The 26,712-nt window shown below is 42.3% G+C and carries 1 protein-coding gene; it reads right to left on the reverse strand.

Features of this window, described 5'->3' with window-relative positions:
• Positions 1 to 45: 45 nt before the first annotated feature.
• Entirely contained in the window at positions 46 to 26,571 is a 26,526-nt protein-coding gene (locus P164_RS16035; protein ID WP_028377340.1) for an Ig-like domain-containing protein, read from the reverse strand.
• Between the last annotated feature and the right edge of the window lie 141 nt (positions 26,572 to 26,712).

Genomic DNA, 26,712 nt, shown 5'->3' on the forward strand with positions numbered 1-26,712 from the left:
ATTCTCTTTTTTAAACTTGAATAAAGCGTGTTTCTTAATTTACTATTAATTGATATATATGTATCCTGCTTTTGAACGGGGTGTTCCGTTTGCAGTTGCATAATTCAATACATAATAGTAGGTTCCGGTAGGTAATAACTTTCCGCTATCTATTGTTGTACGTCCATTAGAATATCCTGTAAATGCTGAACTTCCGGCTTGGCCATAGCCATCTTGACTAAATACTTCAACACCCCAACGGTTAAATATTTTTAACGTATTATCTGGGAAGCGTTCTATTGCCCCTATGGTTAACTCATCATTAATACCATCTCCGTTTGGCGTAATAACATTATATACAAATATGTCTTCTATAGAAAGTACCATTCTGGTAACATCATCTGGATCACCATTACCGTCTAAATCCTCATTTGTTGTGTTTGTAGGATCATCAGAAATATCGGTAATAAGGGTGTTATTTTCAGTTGTACCAGTTACCGTTGCCGTATTATCTACATAGCCTGTAGCTACATCACGTTGCGTGATTTGATATACTGCAGAGAACGAAGTGAAATCTGATTCACCCGGCAATAGACTAATTGGTCCGCCTATCACAGTAACCTTACTATCTGTAATTGTAATATTATTTAACACCACATTGCCGGTATTGTTAATCTGGAACGTGTAGTTAATGGTATCTCCAAAATCAGGAATACCATTATTATTTGAATCTACATATTCTGCCATTTTTAATAATTCTATACCGGGATTAGCCGTAATGACAAACGTAGTAGGATCTTCAAAATCACCATCGTTATCAATATCTAGATTGGTAGGATCTGCCGGGTTATCCGAAAAATCATCTATTACAATTCCATTAACATCGGTCCCTGTAGCTAAGGCTATGTTCACAACCTCTCCCGCAAGTAAATCTGCCTGAGTGATAGTATAGGTAGCGCTAAACGTATTAGAATTGCTTTGACCTGGAGCAAGACTAATTGGTCCTCCAATAACTGCAACCATATCGTCTAAGATTGAAATGTCATTGATGGCTGTACTGCCATTATTTGTTACCGTAAAGCTATAGGTTAATACATCACCTGCACTTATTATTAAATCTCCATTAGTATCTGCATAGTTTACTTGTTTAAGCAGATCTAAATTAGAGTTTGCATTCAATAGGGTAACAGTTGCATCAGCATCACCACCGGTTTCATCTGCAGGGTTAGAACTATCGGAAATATCAGTAATGACATTGTTACTGTCATCAGTTGCTGTTGCTGTAGCAGAGTTAACGACCTGACCACTATCTATATTCTGTTGTGTGATTAGATAATCTACTGTAACCGAACCTTCTTCTCCAGGGTTTAAAGTTGAATTAGAGATCGCTATACCAGTCACTCCAATTTCAGCATCATCAATTGCGATATTGTTAAGAACTGTGTTTCCGGTATTGATAACTGTAAATGTATAGGTGATTAAATCACCTAGATTTACAATACCATCTGTATTTGCATCTACATAAATAGCACCTTTAGTAAGTTGCATACTTGATTCTAATACAATTATTGTTATAGTTGCGGTTGAGCAATTATTCGGATTCAGGTTTTCACAAACGGTGTATGTCACACGATAAGTTCCTGCTTTAGAATTTGGAGAAACAATTATATTACCATTATTGTTTACAGAAACCCCAATTAATCCACCATTGTCAGCAATTGTAACATTAACGTCTGCTGAATCTATTGGGTTGCCATCTAAAGTGTCATTGCTAAGAACGTTACCTGCAACACCTCCTGTAATACCATTAATAGGAATACTACTGAAATTATCATCTTCTAAAATTAAACTACTTGCTCCAACAACTACGGTAGCCGTTGCTGTCTGGCAGTTATTCGGATTTAGGTTTTCACAGATTGAATAGGTAATGGTATATGTACCCGCCGGTGTGTTTGGCGGAACAATCAAGTCACCATTATCATTAAGAGCTGCTCCACTTAACCCACCATTGTCTGATAGGCTTACAGCCACATCTGCAAAGTCAACCGCAACGTTATCTAAGCTGTCATTTCCTAAGACATTACCAGCAACGCCACCATCTGCTCCGTTAACCGGTGTAGCACTAAAGTCATCGTTAGTGGCAACTAATTCACTTGCAGCAACCACAACAGTTACAGTGGTAGTCGCACAATTATCAGGATTTAGTACTTCACATATACTGTAGCTTACCGTGTATGTTCCGGCCGGTGTATTTGGTGGCACCACTAAGTTTCCATTTGCGTTAATAGCAGCACCGTTCAGTCCGCCATTGTTTACGATATAAACATCAGCATCTTCAACAGGATCTCCATTCAAGGTATCATTAGCCGTTACATCGCCTACAATACCACCAGTTTTACCATTAACCGGAGTGTTACTGAAATCGTCTGCACCTGCAATTATTTCGCTGGCTCCAACAACTACAGTAGCCGTTGCTGTCTGGCAGTTATTCGGATTTAAGTTTTCACAAATTGAATAGGTAATGGTATATGTACCCGCCGGTGTGTTTGGCGGAACAATCAAGTTACCATTATCATTAAGAGCTACTCCACTTAATCCACCATTGTCTGATAGTGTTACAGCCACATCTGCAAAGTCAACCGCAACGTTATCTAAGCTGTCATTTCCTAAGACATTGCCAGCAACGCCACCATCAGCTCCGTTAACCGGTGTAGCACTAAAGTCATCGTTAGTGGCAACTAATTCACTTGCAGCAACCACAACAGTTACAGTGGTAGTCGCACAATTATTAGGATTAAGAACCTCACAAATACTATAGCTTACCGTGTAAGTACCCGCCGGTGTATTTGGTGGAACTACTAAGTTTCCATTGGCATTAATAGCAGCACCGTTCAGTCCGCCATTGTTTACGATATAAACATCAGCATCTTCAACAGGATCTCCATTCAAGGTATCGTTAGCCGTTACATCACCTACGATTCCGCCAGTCTTACCATTAACCGGAGTGTTACTGAAGTCGTCTGCACCTGCAATTATTTCGCTGGCTCCAACAACTACAGTAGCCGTTGCTGTCTGGCAGTTATTCGGATTTAAGTTTTCACAAATTGAATAGGTAATGGTATATGTACCCGCCGGTGTGTTTGGCGGAACAATCAAGTCACCATTATCATTAAGAGCTACTCCACTTAATCCACCATTGTCTGATAGTGTTACAGCCACATCTGCTAAGTCAACAGCAGCGTTATCTAAGGTGTCATTTCCTAAGACATTACCAGCAACGCCACCATCAGCTCCGTTAACCGGTGTAGCGCTAAAGTCATCGTTAGTGGCAACTAAGTCACTTGCAGCAACCACAACAGTTACCGTGGTAGTCGCACAATTATCAGGATTTAGTACTTCACATATACTGTAGCTTACCGTGTAAGTGCCCGCCGGTGTATTTGGTGGAACTACTAAGTTTCCATTTGCGTTAATAGCAGCACCGTTCAGTCCGCCATTGTTTACGATATAAACATCAGCATCTTCAACAGGATCTCCATTCAAGGTATCATTAGCCGTTACATCGCCTACAATACCACCAGTTTTACCATTAACCGGAGTGTTACTGAAGTCGTCTGCACCTGCAATTATTTCGCTAGCTCCAACAACTACGGTAGCCGTTGCTGTCTGGCAGTTATTCGGATTTAGGTTTTCACAGATTGCATAGGTAATGGTATATGTACCCGCCGGTGTGTTTGGCGGAACAATCAAGTCACCATTATCATTAAGAGCTACTCCACTTAATCCACCATTGTCTGATAGGCTTACAGCCACATCGGCAAAGTCAACAGCAGCGTTATCTAAAGTGTCATTTCCTAAGACATTACCAGCAACGCCACCATCAGCTCCGTTAACCGGCGTAGCACTAAAGTCATCGTTAGTGGCAACTAATTCACTTGCAGCAACCACAACAGTTACAGTGGTAGTCGCACAATTATTAGGATTAAGAACCTCACAAATACTGTAGCTTACCGTGTATGTTCCGGCCGGTGTATTTGGTGGCACCACTAAGTTTCCATTTGCGTTAATAGCAGCACCGTTCAGTCCGCCATTGTTTACGATATAAATATCAGCATCTTCAACAGGATCTCCATTCAAGGTATCGTTAGCCGTTACATCACCTACAATACCACCAGTTTTACCATTAACAGGAGTGTTACTGAAATCATCTGCACCTGCAATTATTTCGCTGGCTCCAACAACTACGGTAGCCGTTGCTGTCTGGCAGTTATTCGGATTTAGGTTTTCACAAATTGAATAGGTAATGGTATATGTACCCGCCGGTGTGTTTGGCGGAACAATCAAGTCACCATTATCATTAAGAGCTACTCCACTTAATCCACCATTGTCTGATAGGCTTACAGCCACATCTGCAAAGTCAACCGCAACGTTATCTAAGCTGTCATTTCCTAAGACATTACCAGCAACGCCACCATCAGCTCCGTTAACCGGTGTAGCGCTAAAGTCATCGTTAGTGGCAACTAATTCACTTGCAGCAACCACAACAGTTACCGTAGTAGTCGCACAATTATCAGGATTAAGAACCTCACAAATACTGTAACTTACCGTGTAAGTACCCGCCGGTGTATTTGGTGGAACCACCAAATTTCCATTGGCATTAATTGCAGCACCGTTCAGTCCGCCATTGTTTACGATATAGACATCAGCATCTTCAACAGGATCTCCATTCAAGGTATCGTTAGCCGTTACATCACCTACGATTCCGCCAGTCTTACCATTAACAGGAGTGTTACTGAAATCGTCTGCACCTGCAATTATTTCGCTGGCTCCAACAACTACAGTAGCCGTTGCTGTCTGGCAGTTATTCGGATTTAAGTTTTCACAGATTGAATAGGTAATAGTATATGTACCCGCCGGTGTGTTTGGCGGAACAATCAAGTCACCATTATCATTAAGAGCTACTCCACTTAATCCACCATTGTCTGACAGGCTTACAGCCACATCTGCAAAGTCAACAGCAGCGTTATCTAAGGTGTCATTTCCTAAGACATTACCAGCAACGCCACCATCTGCTCCGTTAACCAGTGTAGCGCTAAAGTCATCGTTAGTTGCAACTAGATCTGCAGCTTCAACAGCTATTGTAGCAGTTGTAGTTAAGCAATTATTCGGATTTAAGTTTTCACAAACTGAATAGGTAATCGTATATGTACCTGCCGGAGTATTTGGTGGTACAATTAGATTTCCGTTGTCATTAATACGGGCACCACTTAATCCGCCATTACTGGTTAGCGTTACATCAACGTCTGCAGCATCAATTGCAGCACCATTAAATGTATCGTTAACAAGAACGTTCCCGGCTATACCGCCATTAGGGCCACTTACTGGAGTTCCAATAAAATTATCTGGTGTAAGTATTAATGTAGATTGTCCCACATTAATTTGAACGCTCACAGGTCCCGAACAATTGTTTGGATTTAAGTTCTCACAGATTGAGTAGGTTATTGTATATACGCCTGCAGGAGTTAATGGAGGAACACTTACGGTACCATCATTATCAATCTCAACACCATTAAGTCCGCCACTGCTAACGAGCGTGATGTCTATATCATTATCATCTACAGCTGCGCCATTTAAAGTGTCATTATCTGTGATGTCTCCAGCAATTCCGCCGCTTTGACCATCAACGATATTAGCTGTAAAATCATCTGCAATAGCTTCAATAGAAGTTGCATCAACTCGAATTATTACACTAGCCGTGGTACAATTATTTGGATTTAAGTTTTCACAGATTACATAGCTCACCGTATAGTCTCCTGCAGGTGTTCCTGATGGAATCGTAAAACTTCCGTCTGCATTTAGTTCAAGGCCGTCTAAACCACCTGTGTTTACTAATTGAAGTGTAACATCTGATGCTGCTATAGCATTTCCATCGAGAGAATCGTTGTTTAAAACACTTGGAGTTATTCCTCCTGTAAAACCATTAACAGAGTCTCCGGTGAAATTATCATTCAGCGCAACTATAGCAGGTGCTACAACAGTAATTAAAATCGTAGCACTATCACAATTGTTAGCATTTAGGTTTTCGCAAATCTGATAAATAACACTGTAATTTCCGGCATTTGTATTTGAAGGAATAGTTACAATTCCATTTACATCAATACTTAAACCATTTATTCCGCCATTATCCACAAGACTTAATGTAACTGCAGTTGGATCTACAGCTGTATTGTTCAGTAAATCATTATCTAAAATACCATTAAGAGTACCGCCTTGATAACCATTTATTTGAGATGCTGTAAGATCATCATCATTTGCATTTAGCGTACCGGCACCTACACTGAGCGTTGTGGAAGCAGTACTGCAATTTGAAGGATTAAGCACATCACATATTTGATAATCTACAGTATAGGTGCCTGCGGGAGTATTTGCAGGAATTATAACCACCCCGTTAGGAGAAATTGTAATTCCGCTTACACCACCATCATTAAGAACAGAAATAGTGACCGTAGTAGCATCTGCTTGGTCGCCACTAATGGTATCATTATTCAATACATTACCGGCAGAACCCCCTTCAATACCATTTATTGTTCGGGCTGAAAAATCATCGTTTACAGCTATAATTGCAGGTTCTGAAATGACAATCGTCACTTCTGCAGTATCACAGTTAGAAGGGTTAAGTGCTTCACATATTTGATAAGATATTGTATACGTTCCGGCCGGAGTTTCCGAAGGAATTACAAGTACACCGTTGCTTAGAATGCTTAAACCTGAAATTCCATCATTATCAATGATTGAAGAACGCACTTTATTGTTATTGAATCCTGTTTCATTTAAGGTGTCATTTCCAAATACTGAAGTTGTATTACCACCTTCATATCCATTAATTGGAGTTGTGCTAAAGTTATCTGCAACAGCATCAATAGTAGCTGCAGCAATCACAATAGTTATAGGTGCCGAACTACAATTCCCAGGATTCAGGTTTTCGCAAATAGTATAAATAATAGTATAGGTTCCTGCTGGTGTTCCTGGAGGAATAATTAAACTTCCGTCGTTATCGATACTGGCCCCTTGTATACCACCATCATCAGAAATGAATACATCATCATCATCTACGGGTGCTCCGTTAAACGTGTCATTTGCTGTCACATCGCCGGCAATACCGCCTGTTAAGCCATTAATTGGAGTGGCACTAAAGTCATCTGGTTCTGCACCAATTACCGCTGGAGCAACCACTACTGTCACAACAGCCGTCTCGCAGTTATCCGGATTTAAGTTTTCACAGATGGAATAGGTAATGTCATAGGTACCTGCAGGAGTAGCTGCGGGCACAATCACTGAACCATCAGCATCAATTGTTACACCGTTAAGTCCTCCGTTATCAGCAACTGAGATGGTAATATCTCCATCATCAACCGGATCCCCATTTAAGGTATCATTAGCCGTTACATCACCAGCCACACCACCGGTTTGTCCTGTGATCGGGTTAGCACTGAAATCATCAGCATTCGCCACGAGTACCGCCGGAGCAACAACAACTGTTACAACAGCCGTCTCGCAGTTATCCGGATTTAAGTTTTCACAAATGGAATAGGTAATGTCATAGGTACCGGCAGGAGTAGCTGCAGGCACAATCACTGAACCATCAGCATCTATAGTGACACCGTTAAGTCCGCCGTTATCAGCAACTGAGATGGTAATGTCACCATCATCAACCGGATCTCCGTTTAAGGTATCATTAGCCGTAACATCACCAGCTACACCACCGGTTTGTCCTGTGATTGGGTTAGCACTGAAATCATCAGTGTTAGCAACCAGTACCGCCGGAGCAACCACTACAGTTACAACAGCCGTTTCGCAGTTCGTTGGATTTAAGTTTTCACAGATGGAATAGGTAATGTCATAGGTACCTGCAGGAGTAGCTGCGGGCACGATTACTGAACCATCGGCATCTATTGTGACACCAAATAAACCGCCGTTATCAGCAACTGAGATAGTAATATCTCCATCATCAACCGGATCTCCGTTTAAGGTATCATTAGCCGTAACATCACCAGCTACACCACCGTTTTGTCCTGTGATCGGGTTAGCACTGAAATCATCAGTGTTAGCAACCAGTACCGCTGGAGCAACTACTACAGTTACAACAGCCGTCTCGCAGTTCGTTGGATTTAAGTTTTCACAGATGGAATAGGTAATGTCATAGGTACCTGCAGGAGTAGCTGCGGGCACAATCACCGAACCATCAGCATCTATTGTGACACCGTTAAGCCCTCCGTTATCAGCAACTGAGATGGTAATATCACCATCATCAACCGGGTCACCATTTAAGGTATCATTAGTCGTAACATCACCAGCCACACCACCGGTTTGTCCTGTGATCGGGTTAGCACTGAAATCATCAGTGTTAGCCACGAGTACCGCTGGAGCAACCACAACTGTTACAACAGCCGTTTCGCAGTTCGTTGGATTTAAGTTTTCACAAATTGAATAGGTAATATCATAGGTACCTGCAGGAGTAGCTGCGGGCACAATTACTGATCCATCAGCATCTATAGTGACACCGTTAAGTCCTCCATTATCAGCAATTGAGATAGTGATATCTCCATCATCAACCGGGTCACCATTTAAGGTATCATTAGTCGTAACATCACCAGCTACACCACCGGTTTGTCCTGTGATTGGGTTAGCACTGAAATCATCAGCATTCGCCACAAGTACCGCCGGAGCGACTACAACTGTTACCACAGCTGTCTCGCAGTTATCCGGATTTAAGTTTTCACAAATGGAATAGGTAATGTCATAGGTACCGGCAGGAGTAGCTGCAGGCACAATCACTGAACCGTCTGCGTCAATTGTTACACCTGATAAACCGCCGTTATTGGCAACTGAGATGGTAATATCACCATCATCAACCGGATCCCCATTTAAGGTATCATTGGTAGTTACATCACCAGCCACACCACCGGTTTGTCCTGTGATCGGGTTAGCACTGAAATCATCAGCATTCGCCACCAGTACCGCCGGAGCAACCACTACAGTTACAACAGCCGTTTCGCAGTTCGTTGGATTTAAGTTTTCACAGATGGAATAGGTAATGTCATAGGTCCCTGCAGGAGTAGCTGCGGGCACAATCACTGAACCATCAGCATCAATTGTTACACCAGATAAACCGCCGTTATCAGCAACTGAGATGGTAATATCACCATCATCAACCGGATCCCCATTTAAGGTATCATTAGTCGTAACATCACCAGCCACACCACCGGTTTGTCCTGTGATTGGGTTAGCACTGAAATCATCAGCATTCGCCACGAGTACCGCCGGAGCAACAACAACTGTTACAACAGCCGTTTCACAGTTCGTTGGATTTAAGTTTTCACAGATGGAATAGGTAATGTCATAGGTACCTGCAGGAGTAGCCGCAGGCACAATTACAGATCCATCAGCATCAATTGTTACACCAGATAAACCGCCGTTATCAGCAACTGAGATGGTAATATCTCCATCATCAACCGGATCCCCATTTAAGGTATCATTGGTAGTTACATCACCAGCCACACCACCGGTTTGTCCTGTGATCGGGTTAGCACTGAAATCATCAGCATTCGCCACGAGTACCGCCGGAGCAACAACAACTGTTACAACAGCCGTCTCGCAGTTATCCGGATTTAAGTTTTCACAAATGGAATAGGTAATGTCATAGGTACCGGCAGGAGTAGCTGCAGGCACAATCACTGAACCATCAGCATCTATAGTGACACCGTTAAGTCCGCCGTTATCAGCAACTGAGATGGTAATATCACCATCATCAACCGGATCTCCGTTTAAGGTATCATTAGCCGTAACATCACCAGCTACACCACCGGTTTGTCCTGTGATTGGGTTAGCACTGAAATCATCAGTGTTAGCAACCAGTACCGCCGGAGCAACCACTACAGTTACAACAGCCGTTTCGCAGTTCGTTGGATTTAAGTTTTCACAGATGGAATAGGTAATGTCATAGGTACCTGCAGGAGTAGCTGCGGGCACGATTACTGAACCATCGGCATCTATTGTGACACCAAATAAACCGCCGTTATCAGCAACTGAGATAGTAATATCTCCATCATCAACCGGATCTCCGTTTAAGGTATCATTAGCCGTAACATCACCAGCTACACCACCGTTTTGTCCTGTGATCGGGTTAGCACTGAAATCATCAGTGTTAGCAACCAGTACCGCTGGAGCAACTACTACAGTTACAACAGCCGTCTCGCAGTTCGTTGGATTTAAGTTTTCACAGATGGAATAGGTAATGTCATAGGTACCTGCAGGAGTAGCTGCGGGCACAATCACCGAACCATCAGCATCTATTGTGACACCGTTAAGCCCTCCGTTATCAGCAACTGAGATGGTAATATCACCATCATCAACCGGGTCACCATTTAAGGTATCATTAGTCGTAACATCACCAGCCACACCACCGGTTTGTCCTGTGATCGGGTTAGCACTGAAATCATCAGTGTTAGCCACGAGTACCGCTGGAGCAACCACAACTGTTACAACAGCCGTTTCGCAGTTCGTTGGATTTAAGTTTTCACAGATGGAATAGGTAATATCATAGGTACCTGCAGGAGTAGCTGCGGGCACAATTACTGATCCATCAGCATCTATAGTGACACCGTTAAGTCCTCCATTATCAGCAATTGAGATAGTGATATCTCCATCATCAACCGGGTCACCATTTAAGGTATCATTAGTCGTAACATCACCAGCTACACCACCGGTTTGTCCTGTGATTGGGTTAGCACTGAAATCATCAGCATTCGCCACAAGTACCGCCGGAGCGACTACAACTGTTACCACAGCTGTCTCGCAGTTATCCGGATTTAAGTTTTCACAAATGGAATAGGTAATGTCATAGGTACCGGCAGGAGTAGCTGCAGGCACAATCACTGAACCGTCTGCGTCAATTGTTACACCTGATAAACCGCCGTTATTGGCAACTGAGATGGTAATATCACCATCATCAACCGGATCCCCATTTAAGGTATCATTGGTAGTTACATCACCAGCCACACCACCGGTTTGTCCTGTGATCGGGTTAGCACTGAAATCATCAGCATTCGCCACCAGTACCGCCGGAGCAACCACTACAGTTACAACAGCCGTTTCGCAGTTCGTTGGATTTAAGTTTTCACAGATGGAATAGGTAATGTCATAGGTCCCTGCAGGAGTAGCTGCGGGCACTATTACAGATCCATCAGCATCAATTGTTACACCAGGTAAACCGCCGTTATCAGCAACTGAGATAGTAATATCACCATCATCAACCGGATCTCCGTTTAAGGTATCATTAGTCGTAACATCACCAGCCACACCACCGGTTTGTCCTGTGATCGGGTTAGCACTGAAATCATCAGTGTTAGCAACCAGTACCGCCGGAGCAACCACAACTGTTACAACAGCTGTCTCGCAGTTCGTTGGATTTAAATTTTCACAGATGGAGTAGGTAATGTCATAGGTTCCTGCAGGAGTAGCCGCAGGCACAATTACAGATCCATCAGCATCAATTGTTACACCAGGTAAACCGCCGTTATTGGCAACTGAGATGGTAATATCACCATCATCAACCGGATCCCCATTTAAGGTATCATTAGTCGTAACATCACCAGCCACACCACCGGTTTGTCCTGTGATCGGGTTAGCACTGAAATCATCAGCATTAGCCACCAGTACCGCCGGAGCAACAACAACTGTTACAACAGCTGTTTCGCAGTTCGTTGGATTGGCGATTTCGCAAATAGTGTATTCAATAGAATAGTTTCCTTGTGATGTTTTTGGAGCTACATCTACAGAACCATCGGCATTCACAGTTAGTGGACCAACTGTGATTGGAGTAATAGATACTTCAGTAGGATCAACAGGTTGGTTATTTTTAAGATCATTATCTAAAACGTTAACAATTCCCGTAGCTCCAGTATCGCCAGGTATAGGTGTTGCTGTTAGATCATCATCTACAGCTGTAATTATGGCTTCATCTACAGTTACAGTTACAGTTGCCTTATCGCATCCTCCATTTTGATCACAAACTGTATATTCGAATGTATCTATTCCGAAGAAATTATCATTTGGTGTATATAGAATACTATCATCGCTAGGATCATTTGGTGTTCCATTATCTAAAATTGAAACTGTACCATTAGCTGGCGAAACAGAAACGGATAAGGTACCTAATGTTGGAACCTCTGTATCGTTAATTAAGACATCAATTTCAATTGCTTGTTCATTTGGCGTAGATACAATATCATTTTCTGAATCTACCACCGGAGTGATGGTGATAGAAACTGTTTCGGTACTAACCGCTCCATTTACATCAGTTACGGAGTAGGTATAGGAATCAGTTCCGTTAAAGTCTGGATTTGGTAAATAGGTAATGGTACCATCGGTATTTAAGGTAATGGTTCCGTTTGCCGGATCAGTAGTTGCCGTGATGGTATAGTCTGTACCGTATGTTCCCTGAAAGGTATCATTATCGAGTACAGCTGTAGTTACAGCAGTATCTTCTAACGTAGTATCAGCATCTGCTACAATATCTACCACCGGAGTGATGGTGATAGAAACTGTTTCGGTACTAACCGCTCCATTTACATCAGTTACCGAGTAGGTATAGGAATCAGTTCCGTTAAAGTCCGGATTTGGTAAATAGGTAATGGTGCCATCGGTATTTAAGGTAATGGTTCCGTTTGTCGGATCAGTAGTTGCCGTAATGGTATAGTCTGTACCGTATGTTCCCTGAAAGGTATCATTATCGAGTACAGCTGTAGTTACAGCAGTATCTTCTAAAGTAGTATCAGCATCTGCTACAATATCTACCACCGGAGTGATGGTGATAGAAACTGTTTCGGTACTAACCGCTCCATTTACATCAGTTACTGAGTAGGTATAGGAATCAGTTCCGTTAAAGTCCGGATTTGGTAAATAGGTAATGGTACCATCGGTATTTAAGGTAATGGTTCCGTTTGTCGGATCAGTAGTTGCCGTGATGGTATAGTCTGTACCGTATGTTCCCTGAAAGGTATCATTATCGAGTACAGCTGTAGTTACAGCAGTATCTTCTAACGTAGTATCAGCATCTGCTACAATATCTACCACCGGAGTGATGGTAATAGAAACTGTTTCGGTACTAACCACTCCATTTACATCAGTTACCGAGTAGGTATAGGAATCAGTTCCGTTAAAGTCCGGATTTGGTAAATAAGTAATGGTGCCATCGGTATTTAAGGTAATGGTTCCGTTTGTCGGATCAGTAGTTGCCGTGATGGTATAGTCTGTACCGTATGTTCCCTGAAAGGTATCATTATCGAGTACAGCTGTAGTTACAGCAGTGTCTTCTAACGTAGTATCAGCATCTGCTACAATGTCTACCACCGGAGTGATGGTAATAGAAACTGTTTCGGTACTAACCGCTCCATTTACATCAGTTACTGAGTAGGTATAGGAATCAGTTCCGTTAAAGTCCGGATTTGGTAAATAGGTAATGGTGCCATCGGTATTTAAGGTAATGGTTCCGTTTGCCGGATCAGTAGTTGCCGTAATGGTATAGTCTGTACCGTATGTTCCCTGAAAGGTATCATTATCGAGTACAGCTGTAGTTACAGCAGTATCTTCTAAAGTAGTATCAGCATCTGCTACAATATCTACCACCGGAGTGATGGTAATAGAAACTGTTTCGGTACTAACCGCTCCATTTACATCAGTTACTGAGTAGGTATAGGAATCAGTTCCGTTAAAGTCCGGATTTGGTAAATAGGTAATGGTGCCATCGGTATTTAAGGTAATGGTTCCGTTTGTCGGATCAGTAGTTGCCGTGATGGTATAGTCTGTACCGTATGTTCCCTGAAAGGTATCATTATCGAGTACAGCTGTAGTCACAGCAGTATCTTCTAATGTAGTATCAGCATCTGCTACAATATCTATAACATCGGCTACCGTGATGGTAACACTTACAGTTTCGGTAGTGCCGTTTACATCAGTTACGGTATAGGTAAAGGTCTCCTCACCTGCAAAGTCAGGAGCCGGCGTATATTCAAAAGTTCCGTCAGCGGCCATTACTACTGTACCACCATTGTCGGTATTGTTGTTATATGCATAGGTAGCAGCTGCGCTGTAGGTATCGTTAGTGCTTACATCTTCGCTCAACGGGGTATCTTCAGTAGCGTTAAAAGTATCAGCTAGGGCATCAGCTACGGGAGCTACCGTGATGGTAACACTTACAGTTTCGGTAGTGCCGTTTACATCAGTTACGGTATAGGTAAAGGTCTCCTCACCTGCAAAGTCAGGTGCCGGCGTATATTCAAAAGTTCCGTCAGCGGCCATTACTACTGTACCACCATTGTCTGCATTGTTGTTATAGGCATAGGTAGCAGCTGCGCTGTAGGTATCGTTAGTACTTACATCTTCGCTCAACGGGGTATCTTCAGTAGCGTTAAAAGTATCAGCTAGGGCATCAGCTACGGGAGCTACCGTGATGGTAACACTTACAGTTTCGGTAGTGCCGTTTACATCAGTTACGGTATAGGTAAAGGTCTCCTCACCTGCAAAGTCAGGAGCCGGGGTATAGTCAAAAGTACCGTCAGCGGCCATTACTACTGTACCACCATTGTCGGTATTGTTGTTATATGCATAGGTAGCAGCTGCGCTGTAGGTATCGTTAGTGCTTACATCTTCGCTCAACGGGGTATCTTCAGTAGCGTTAAAAGTATCAGCTAGGGCATCAGCTACGGGAGCTACCGTGATGGTAACACTTACAGTTTCGGTAGTGCCGTTTACATCAGTTACGGTATAGGTAAAGGTCTCCTCACCTGCAAAGTCAGGTGCCGGCGTATATTCAAAAGTTCCGTCAGCGGCCATTACTACTGTACCACCATTGTCTGCATTGTTGTTATAGGCATAGGTAGCAGCTGCGCTGTAGGTATCGTTAGTACTTACATCTTCGCTCAACGGGGTATCTTCAGTAGCGTTAAAAGTATCAGCTAGGGCATCAGCTACGGGAGCTACCGTGATGGTAACACTTACAGTTTCGGTAGTGCCGTTTACATCAGTTACGGTATAGGTAAAGGTCTCCTCACCTGCAAAGTCAGGTGCCGGCGTATATTCAAAAGTTCCGTCAGCGGCCATTACTACTGTACCACCATTGTCTGCATTGTTGTTATATGCATAGGTAGCAGCTGCGCTGTAGGTATCGTTAGTACTTACATCTTCGCTCAACAGGGTATCTTCTGTAGCGTTGAAAGTATCAGCTACGGCATCAGCTACGGGAGCTACCGTGATGGTTACGCTTACGGTTTCGGTAGTACCGTTTACATCGGTTACGGTATAGGTAAAGGTCTCCTCACCTGCAAAGTCAGGAGCCGGCGTATATTCAAAAGTTCCGTCAGCGGCCATTACTACTGTACCACCATTGTCGGTATTGTTGTTATATGCATAGGTAGCAGCTGCGCTGTAGGTATCGTTAGTGCTTACATCTTCGCTCAACGGGGTATCTTCAGTAGCGTTAAAAGTATCAGCTAGGGCATCAGCTACGGGAGCTACCGTGATGGTAACACTTACAGTTTCGGTAGTGCCGTTTACATCAGTTACGGTATAGGTAAAGGTCTCCTCACCTGCAAAGTCAGGTGCCGGCGTATATTCAAAAGTTCCGTCAGCGGCCATTACTACTGTACCACCATTGTCGGTATTGTTGTTATATGCATAGGTAGCAGCTGCGCTGTAGGTATCGTTAGTACTTACATCTTCGCTCAACGGGGTATCTTCTGTAGCGTTAAAAGTATCAGCTACGGCATCAGCTACGGGAGCTACCGTGATGGTTACGCTTACGGTTTCGGTAGTACCGTTTACATCGGTTACGGTATAGGTAAAGGTCTCATCACCTGCAAAGTCAGGAGCCGGCGTATAGTCAAAAGTTCCGTCAGCGGCCATTACTACTGTACCACCATTGTCGGTATTGTTGTTATATGCATAGGTAGCAGCTGCGCTGTAGGTATCGTTAGTACTTACATCTTCGCTCAACGGGGTATCTTCAGTAGCGTTAAAAGTATCAGCTAGGGCATCAGCTACGGGAGCTACCGTGATGGTAACACTTACAGTTTCGGTAGTACCGTTTACATCAGTTACGGTATAGGTAAAGGTCTCCTCACCTGCAAAGTCAGGTGCCGGCGTATATTCAAAAGTTCCGTCAGCGGCCATTACTACTGTACCACCATTGTCGGTATTGTTGTTATATGCATAGGTAGCAGCTGCGCTGTAGGTATCGTTAGTACTTACATCTTCGCTCAACGGGGTATCTTCAGTAGCGTTAAAAGTATCAGCTAGGGCATCAGCTACGGGAGCTACCGTGATGGTAACACTTACAGTTTCGGTAGTGCCGTTTACATCAGTTACGGTATAGGTAAAGGTCTCCTCACCTGCAAAGTCAGGTGCCGGCGTATATTCAAAAGTTCCGTCAGCGGCCATTACTACTGTACCACCATTGTCGGTATTGTTGTTATATGCATAGGTAGCAGCTGCGCTGTAGGTATCGTTAGTACTTACATCTTCGCTCAACGGGGTATCTTCAGTAGCGTTAAAAGTATCAGCTAGGGCATCAGCTACGGGAGCTACCGTGATGGTAACACTTACAGTTTCGGTAGTGCCGTTTACATCAGTTACGGTATAGGTAAAGGTCTCCTCACCTGCAAAGTCAGGTGCCGGCGTATATTCAAAAGTTCCGTCAGCGGCCATTACTACTGTACCACCATTGTCGGTATTGTTGTTATATGCATAGGTAGCAGCTGCGCTGTAGGTATCGTTAGTACTTACATCTTCGCTCAACGGGGTATCTTCAGTAGCGTTAAAAGTATCAGCTAGGGCATCAGCTACGGGAGCTACCGTGATGGTAACACTTACAGTTTCGGTAGTGCCGTTTACATCAGTTACGGTATAGGTAAAGGTCTCCTCACCTGCAAAGTCAGGTGCCGGCGTATATTCAAAAGTTCCGTCAGCGGCCATTACTACTGTACCACCATTGTCGGTATTGTTGTTATATGCATAGGTAGCAGCTGCGCTGTAGGTATCGTTAGTACTTACATCTTCGCTCAACGGGGTATCTTCAGTAGCGTTAAAAGTATCAGCTAGGGCATCAGCTACGGGAGCTACCGTGATGGTAACACTTACAGTTTCGGTAGTGCCGTTTACATCAGTTACGGTATAGGTAAAGGTCTCCTCACCTGCAAAGTCAGGTGCCGGCGTATATTCAAAAGTTCCGTCAGCGGCCATTACTACTGTACCACCATTGTCGGTATTGTTGTTATATGCATAGGTAGCAGCTGCGCTGTAGGTATCGTTAGTACTTACATCTTCGCTCAATGGGGTATCTTCAGTAGCGTTAAAAGTATCAGCTAGGGCATCAGCTACGGGAGCTACCGTGATGGTAACACTTACAGTTTCGGTAGTACCGTTTACATCAGTTACGGTATAGGTAAAGGTCTCCTCACCTGCAAAGTCAGGTGCCGGCGTATATTCAAAAGTTCCGTCAGCGGCCATTACTACTGTACCACCATTGTCGGTATTGTTGTTATATGCATAGGTAGCAGCTGCGCTGTAGGTATCGTTAGTGCTTACATCTTCGCTCAACGGGGTATCTTCAGTAGCGTTAAAAGTATCAGCTAGGGCATCAGCTACGGGAGCTACCGTGATGGTAACACTTACAGTTTCGGTAGTGCCGTTTACATCAGTTACGGTATAGGTAAAGGTCTCCTCACCTGCAAAGTCAGGTGCCGGCGTATATTCAAAAGTTCCGTCAGCGGCCATTACTACTGTACCACCATTGTCGGTATTGTTGTTATATGCATAGGTAGCAGCTGCGCTGTAGGTATCGTTAGTACTTACATCTTCGCTCAACGGGGTATCTTCAGTAGCGTTAAAAGTATCAGCTAGGGCATCAGCTACGGGAGCTACCGTGATGGTAACACTTACAGTTTCGGTAGTGCCGTTTACATCAGTTACGGTATAGGTAAAGGTCTCCTCACCTGCAAAGTCAGGTGCCGGCGTATATTCAAAAGTTCCGTCAGCGGCCATTACTACTGTACCACCATTGTCGGTATTGTTGTTATATGCATAGGTAGCAGCTGCGCTGTAGGTATCGTTAGTACTTACATCTTCGCTCAACGGGGTATCTTCAGTAGCGTTAAAAGTATCAGCTAGGGCATCAGCTACGGGAGCTACCGTGATGGTAACACTTACAGTTTCGGTAGTGCCGTTTACATCAGTTACGGTATAGGTAAAGGTCTCCTCACCTGCAAAGTCAGGTGCCGGCGTATATTCAAAAGTTCCGTCAGCGGCCATTACTACTGTACCACCATTGTCGGTATTGTTGTTATATGCATAGGTAGCAGCTGCGCTGTAGGTATCGTTAGTGCTTACATCTTCGCTCAACGGGGTATCTTCAGTAGCGTTAAAAGTATCAGCTAGGGCATCAGCTACGGGAGCTACCGTGATGGTAACACTTACAGTTTCGGTAGTGCCGTTTACATCAGTTACGGTATAGGTAAAGGTCTCCTCACCTGCAAAGTCAGGTGCCGGCGTATATTCAAAAGTTCCGTCAGCGGCCATTACTACTGTACCACCATTGTCGGTATTGTTGTTATATGCATAGGTAGCAGCTGCGCTGTAGGTATCGTTAGTACTTACATCTTCGCTCAACGGGGTATCTTCAGTAGCGTTAAAAGTATCAGCTAGGGCATCAGCTACGGGAGCTACCGTGATGGTAACACTTACAGTTTCGGTAGTACCGTTTACATCAGTTACGGTATAGGTAAAGGTCTCCTCACCTGCAAAGTCAGGTGCCGGCGTATATTCAAAAGTTCCGTCAGCGGCCATTACTACTGTACCACCATTGTCGGTATTGTTGTTATATGCATAGGTAGCAGCTGCGCTGTAGGTATCGTTAGTGCTTACATCTTCGCTCAACGGGGTATCTTCAGTAGCGTTAAAAGTATCAGCTAGGGCATCAGCTACGGGAGCTACCGTGATGGTAACACTTACAGTTTCGGTAGTGCCGTTTACATCAGTTACGGTATAGGTAAAGGTCTCCTCACCTGCAAAGTCAGGTGCCGGCGTATATTCAAAAGTTCCGTCAGCGGCCATTACTACTGTACCACCATTGTCGGTATTGTTGTTATATGCATAGGTAGCAGCTGCGCTGTAGGTATCGTTAGTGCTTACATCTTCGCTCAACGGGGTATCTTCAGTAGCGTTAAAAGTATCAGCTAGGGCATCAGCTACGGGAGCTACCGTGATGGTTACTGTGGCAGTACTGGTTTGACCGTTAGCATCTGTGATGGTATAGGTAAAGCTATCGCTTCCATTGAAATCAGCATTTGGAGTGTAGGTAAATGTACCGTCAGAGTTGACTACCGCTGTCCCATTAGTTGCAGCCGTTTCAATAGCCGCCGTAGTTGATTCGGTTCCTAAATCATCGATTCCGTTACCATTATCAGCAAATAAGTTACCCGTTACCGGCGTGTCTTCATTAGTGGTAAAGGCATCGTCTACCGCATCAGGAGTAGCAATAATAGTTATGGTGGCAGTAGCGGTACTGGTTTGACCGTTAGCATCTGTGATGGTATAGGTAAAGCTGTCACTACCATTGAAATCAGCATTTGGAGTGTAGGTAAATGTACCATTTGCATTTACATTTACGGTTCCATTTGTAGTTCCTGTAGTAAGAGCTGCAGTTGTAGGTTCCGTTCCTAAATCGTCTGTGCCACTTCCATTATTCGCAAATAAATCATTCCGGATAGGTGTATCTTCATTTGTAGTAAAAGCATCATCTACAGCATCAGGAGTAGATATAACTGTTATGTTTAAACTAGCTGTATCAGTTGCACCACCGTCTGTAATTGTATAGGTTATTGCAGGTAATATTCCATTAAAATTTACAAAAGGCACAAATGTGTAGCTTCCATTACTATTTATAGTTAAGGTTCCTACTCCATCTATAAAAGCAGGGTCTCCTACAGTATAAGAAACTCCATTAAATGTAAAAGATATAATGGTTAATAAATCTCCATCTGCATCAGTATCATTCTGTAACAAATCATCTGCAGAGTCATCTATTACATTTATAGCTACATCCTCAAAAGTGGTATTTGAGTTATCTACTGCTACAGGCAGACCATTTACTGAAAGAAGAGCAGGAGGTGTAGAGGCTGTAAAATCACATATGTAGCTGTTATCTGTTACGATAACTTGATACTGGTAGTTGTCGTGTGAGTAAGGAACAGCAGTTAAGGTAAGGGTAGAAGTTGTGGTTCCTGAGTAAATTCCTGTATTAGCTAAATCAGTAAATGTCGCTCCGTTATCTGTACTTAGTTGCCATTGAAAATTGAGCGTTGCGCCTGTAGCATCTACTGAAAAAGTAGCGTTTTCACCTTCATTTATTAATTGATCAGCAGGTTGAACATCAATAACCGGAGCTGCACCAGCTGTAGTAACATTTGCATTTGTACCCGGGTAGGCTGCGCCAATAACAGTACCATCTGTGTTTACAGCAGGTGGATTACCAATGCCGTAATATCCGTTCCCGTCAGCATCTGCAGTTGCAGAATTGTAAGCTTCATTTGCATCATTACAACCATCTCCATCAGAATCATTATCATATTGATCGATAATTCCATCTAAATCTGTATCAAAATTATCATCAACAAAATCTGAATTTGAATCTACGAATCCTGCAGAGTCAGAATCTTTATAGTTTGGTATTCCATCCCCATCAGAATCTAGAGTAGGGTCTATACCACCATTTTCTGCAGTATCTAAAATACCGTCATTATCATCATCAAGATCTATAGCATCTGCAACGCCATCACCATCTGTATCTTGAATATCTCTATAATCTACATCACCACCAGTATTTACATCTGCGTCTTCATCAGGGAAGTTATCTGCCTGGGTATCATCTAGAATCCCGTTTACGTCTACGTACGTGTCTGCATTGTCAAAATTATTGTCTAAACCATTATTACCCACAGCAGTATTCGTCTGGCCATCATTGTCTGTATCTGCAGTGGCGTTGCCAGCTTCAACTATATCAAATAAAAGATCATTATCTGAATCTAAATCTAAATAATCAGGAACATCAGTTCCATCTGTATTTACAGGTATAATAGGAATTCCCACATTATCTGTTGAATCATAAGCGTCATCAAGACCATCTTTATCTGAATCAACTTCTAAACGCGGTCTGTATCCTAACGTACTTTGCCCCTCAACATTATCTGGTATTGTATCATCATCAGAATCTAAATCTAAATAATCTGGAAAACCATCGCCGTCTGTATCTGGTACAGGTAGAGGTATTCCTATAACACCAAATGCTATGTCAGAATTACCTTCACGGTCGTCATAAGGATCTAAAATATCTGCCAGACCATCTGCATCTGCATCATTAGCAATACCGGCACCATAACGACCATCTCCACCCGCATCTGTACCGCCGGCTTCTATAGCATCTACAATACCATCATTGTCTGAATCTAGATCAATAAAATCTGGGTTATTAGTCCCTGCTGTATTAGGAATCGCAAGATTTGAGTCTGTTGAAGTTTGATCTGTGGTCACCGCTAAAGGAATACCATTGTCATTTACTTCGGTATTATCTAAAACTCCTATTCCCGGTTGACCGTTTCCGTCAGGATCATCTGTACCGCCTGCTTCGCGATAGTCTGGAATACCATCATTATCTGTATCTAAATCAAAATAATTAGGAATACCATCTCCGTCTTTGTCTGAAGGATTTGTTCTTGGGTTGTTATCTCCATCTTCGTTGAAATCTTCATCAGTATCCAAAATACCATCATTATCATCGTCTAAGTCAACGATGTCATTAATGCCGTCACCATCATTATCTTGTGCTGAAGCTTCTCTCCAGTCTCTATCGCCACCAGCAGGGTCTAAATCTGGCTGGTCATTTGGGGTTTGACCGCCATTTGTAGCATTACCGGCAGTTCCTGTTCCAGAAACAGTATCGTAAATATCAGCGAGACCATCACCATCAGAATCGGTAAATTGATTTGGCTCAAGAATACCATCAGCCCGCTGAGTAAATAAATCATCTACAGTAGTATTGTTTTCTAGATAGTCAAAAATCCCATCATTTTCAGAATCTACATCTGCGTAATCTGGAGCAGAACCACCATCTGTGTTTGTATATCCTATACCTGCGCCCCCGTTATCTACATCATATGCATTATCTATACCGTCGCTGTCGGTATCTATTCCTGATGGTGCAACATAGACTGAAGTTGATTGACCTTCTATATTATCAATAATACCATCATTGTCAATATCTATATCCAGATAATTCTTAATCCCATCACTATCTCTGTCTTGATTAAAACCGAAACTATCCAAAACATTGCCGCCAAAATCACGATCATTTGTATCTGCAAGACCATCTTCATCACTATCTGCAGGAGTTCCTGTGCCTACAATACCATTGTTATCACCGTCAACTATTTGAAAGTTTCCTTCAAAAGTATCTGGTAAGCCATCACTATCAGAATCAAGATCCAAATAGTTGGGTAATACATCTGTATCTGAATTTAGAAAAGCAGGAAATGTAACTTCAGCATCGATAGCATCGTGCCACCCATTATTGTCTGTGTCCGCAAAGCCATCAACTATCCCGTCGTTATTTGTGTCGTTATAAGAGTTGTTATTTGAAAAGGCTTCTGTTGTATCTGAAAGACCATCATTGTCTGAATCTCTATCGAGAAAGTCGTAAAGGGTGGCTTTTATATCTGAAGAGGCATCTGTATTTCGTACTGTAAAATTAGGTGTACCGCTATCTGCTGAAGTTTCTAAGAAATCTGCAAAACCATTAGTTCCAAAAGTGGAAGTATCTACAAGACCATCATTATTTGTATCTGCAAGACCAGCTTCTATAACATCTGGAATAGCGTCATTATCTGCATCCAGATCTAAATGGTTAGGTATCCCATCACCGTCAAAGTCAAAACCTGCGGCTATACCATTAGCATCAAGCGCAGCAAAATCTGCATCTAGATAGTTAGGCACACCATCAGCATCAGCGTCTGCGGTAGGGTCTGTACCTTGTCCTTCAATAGTATCTAGAATACCATCGTTATCTGAGTCTAAATCGACAATATCTGCAATACCATCACCGTCTGAATCTATATCTATGGTAATTGTAAGTATAGCTGTATCTGTGCCACCGTTTCCATCTGTAATACTATATTCTGCTGAAGGTACAAGACCTGTATAGTCAGTTTCCGGAATGAATATGTAACTACCGTTTCCGTATATTTGTAGACTACCTACACCTGTAATAGAAGCTGTTTGACCAGCAGTATAATTAGAACCACCTATTGTAAATGAGGTGATTGTTAGCGTATCGCCGTCTGCATCTGTGTCATTTAGTAATAAATCTCCCGGGGTGTTATCTCCTATTGAGAGTGTAATGTTTTGAGTTGTTGAATTAAAATCATCAACCGCAATAGGATTTGCATTTACACTAAGGAGCGCCGCTTCTGAAGTGGTAGTACCACAAACATAATTTTCATCTGTAATAATTACCTGATATTGGTAATTGTCATATGTGTAGGGTACTGCGGTTAGGGTAAGAATATTTGTTGTACTTCCTGTATATATTCCTGTATCAGAAAGCGTTGTAAAACTCGTGCCATTATCTGTGCTAACCTGCCATACATAGCTTAATGAAACACCACTTGCATCTACACTAAAGGTTGCATTTTCAGTTTCATTAATAGATTGATCTGTAGGTTGAGTATTTATTGCAGGAGCAGATCCTGCTGTAGTCACATCTACATTTGTACCGGGATATGTTGCCCCCTGTACAGTACCATCAGCATTTACAGCAGGGGGATTCCCCGTACCGTAAAATTCATTATCGCCACCATCTGTATTTGCATCACCATACGCCTCATTTGCGTCGCTACAACCATCATCATCAGAATCTGTATCTAAATAATCTGGTGTGCCATCGCCGTCAGAATCTAAGCCACACGATAGTATTGAGAAAGGCAGTGCTGTTTTAGATATTGTACTGCTTTGATAACTCACCGTTAGAACTGCACCACCACCATTTTCATAGAATAATACGGTTATTGGATAAAGACCTGCATTTAAATTTATTGCACCACTTGCCTCTCTAGGACCGTGATCACCATCATTATTTACAACCTCAATACCGTTAATAATTAATTTTGAGCCGTCGTCAGAATTTGTGAAAAAGGTATACGTATCTGCAGTGGCAATATTTATTAATCCGGTATATCGAATTGCATAGGTGTCTGTGTCGCCTGGATCTACTGTATTTTGAAGTGAGTTGACATCAAAATTACCTACTGTGCCTGTTGCCAGAGCTCCAGTTGTAGGAATATTATCTACTGTTAAACCAGGAGGTATTAAATCATAAAATTCATAAGATACTGAAGCTAAACAAGAAGCTTCTTCATCAGTATCTAATATCCCATCATTATCATCATCAAGATCACAAGCGTCTGGCACACCATCATTATCTGCATCAATAGAATTATCAAAATCAGGACAAATGTCTTCAGCATTTATAACGCCATCACCATCATCATCACAACGAGGTGAAGTAATAGCGTTATTTGTACTGCTCACATCATCTTGACCATTGTTTACAAGTGTAGGTATCCCATTTGTATTTATATTTCCCAGCAAGAAACCACCGGCATTGACCGAGGCCAAACTAATAGACGTATTGCTTCCTTCGAGAGCATCAAAACAGCCATCGTTATCTGCATCTGTATCTAAATAATCTGCAGTATCTGCACCGTCTGTATTTCTAGGGGTTACAGCAATTCCTCCGGAACATGGAGCGGTAAGTGTAAACGTACTCCTAAGGTTATCAATACCTATCACACGTGATCCATTATCTGTAACCATCGAAAGTCTAATAAATCTAGCCTGACTCCCTGTAACCGTATAATTATAGTTTGTAGCCGCAGTTGTAGTGTAACGGATTGTTTGAAGGTTTGTAAATGTTGAACCATCTATAGATTGTTCTATTCCTAAATCGTAAACAGACCCTGTGCCTCCTGATAGATTTGATCGTACCTGTAAAATTTCACCAACGGGTATGGCATCAGAAAGTCTTAAAACTAATACATCATCTGTAGTGTCTAAAATCGCAAAATTATCATCCTGAGCGCCCAGAGCATTACCAGCATTTGTCACGGCAAATTGGCTATATACAGAGCTAGCTGTAACATTAAAAGTACTGGTCGCACCATTACATTCGGGGTCTACCTGATCTGAGACACCGTTTGTATTTGCATCTACAAAATTATCAACTTTACCATCTTTGTTACTATCTGTCTGCCCGCTTTCAAAAATATCTAGAAGTCCGTCATTATCAGAATCAAGATCAAACTGATTTATAATCCCGTCTAAGTCATAATCGTAATTATCATTTACTCCATCATTATTAGAATCTATAAAACCAGCTATATCTGGGTCTTGATAATTTAATATACCATCCAGATCATCATCTTCACTAGCATTGGGCAAACCTGGGCTTTCAACCGTGTCTAAAATACCGTCATCATCATCGTCTAAGTCAACAACATCTGTTATACCATCCTGATCATAGTCTGCAGGAGATGATGCAAATAATTGATTAATAAATAAACCAGAATCAAAAGTTGCATCACCTGTATCACCTATAGCGATTTTAAAAGTATATGATACACCAGAAGATAATCCTGTTATTTTACCGGTTTGAGGAGTAGTTAAACCATTAAACTCTACAAATACCGGAGCTATATTTCCACCGTTATTACAAGCGCCGGGACCATCGTGACCATTGTTGATGTAATTTTGAGTTTGTCCTAAATCTGCAAATGAGCCGTCTTGTGCACAACCTAAAAATCCTGCATTAACATTATTCACAGATACAGGATTCCCATTAGGGAGTACCCCTAAGTTTCTACTTCCTGAAATACCTGGTCCAGAAATAAAATAGCCGAAGGCATCATTAAAAACAGATCCTACATAATCAGGGTATTCTTCAGACCCAAAAATGGAAGTGATATTTAACTCTGAGTAACCTGGGTCTAGCGTTACATTAAACGTTAAAACTACCACATCAAACCGTGCATTGTTATCTATACTACGTAATTGAGCATCGTTGTATGTAGTTGGTCCCGGAGCATTTATGCTTGCATTAGGTATATCATTCGCTGAAAAGGCTGTAGTAACATTAGATGTAGTTATGGCAACACCTGTATTGATATCTAGATTTGCACCGGCATTACCATTACTAAAAATAGCTAACTGAGAGTTTCTATCTCCTGTGATTAAGCTAAAATTTGTAATCGTTACACCTTCTCCGCTTAACTGATTAACAATTGCCGCGTCTGAAGGATTTGCAGAAAATGTAGCCTGACTATAACCCTGAAATGTTGCAGAACCACCTAAAAAGAGAATAAAAAAAAGAGAAACTAATTTTATTCTATCAATTTGAATAGAAAAAAACAAAAATCGAGAAGTAATTTTATTCATAAAGCAAGAATTAAAGTTGGGATGCAATTCTTAAAATGCAGTTTAAAAACATTAAATTTAAAGGACAGTGTTAACATCTTTGCAATTTTGTTGATAAACGACGCTTAAATATCGTCAAATATACGTAATAAAGCGATAAAT

Origin of the sequence: Leeuwenhoekiella sp. MAR_2009_132 (assembly GCF_000687915.1) — a bacterium.
GTDB lineage: Bacteria > Bacteroidota > Bacteroidia > Flavobacteriales > Flavobacteriaceae > Leeuwenhoekiella.

What these genes read in the sequence shown, in the direction of transcription:
- P164_RS16035 (WP_028377340.1), bottom strand. Translation starts at nt 26,571, where the DNA reads ATGAATAAAATTACTTCTCGATTTTTGTTTTTTTCTATTCAAATTGAT.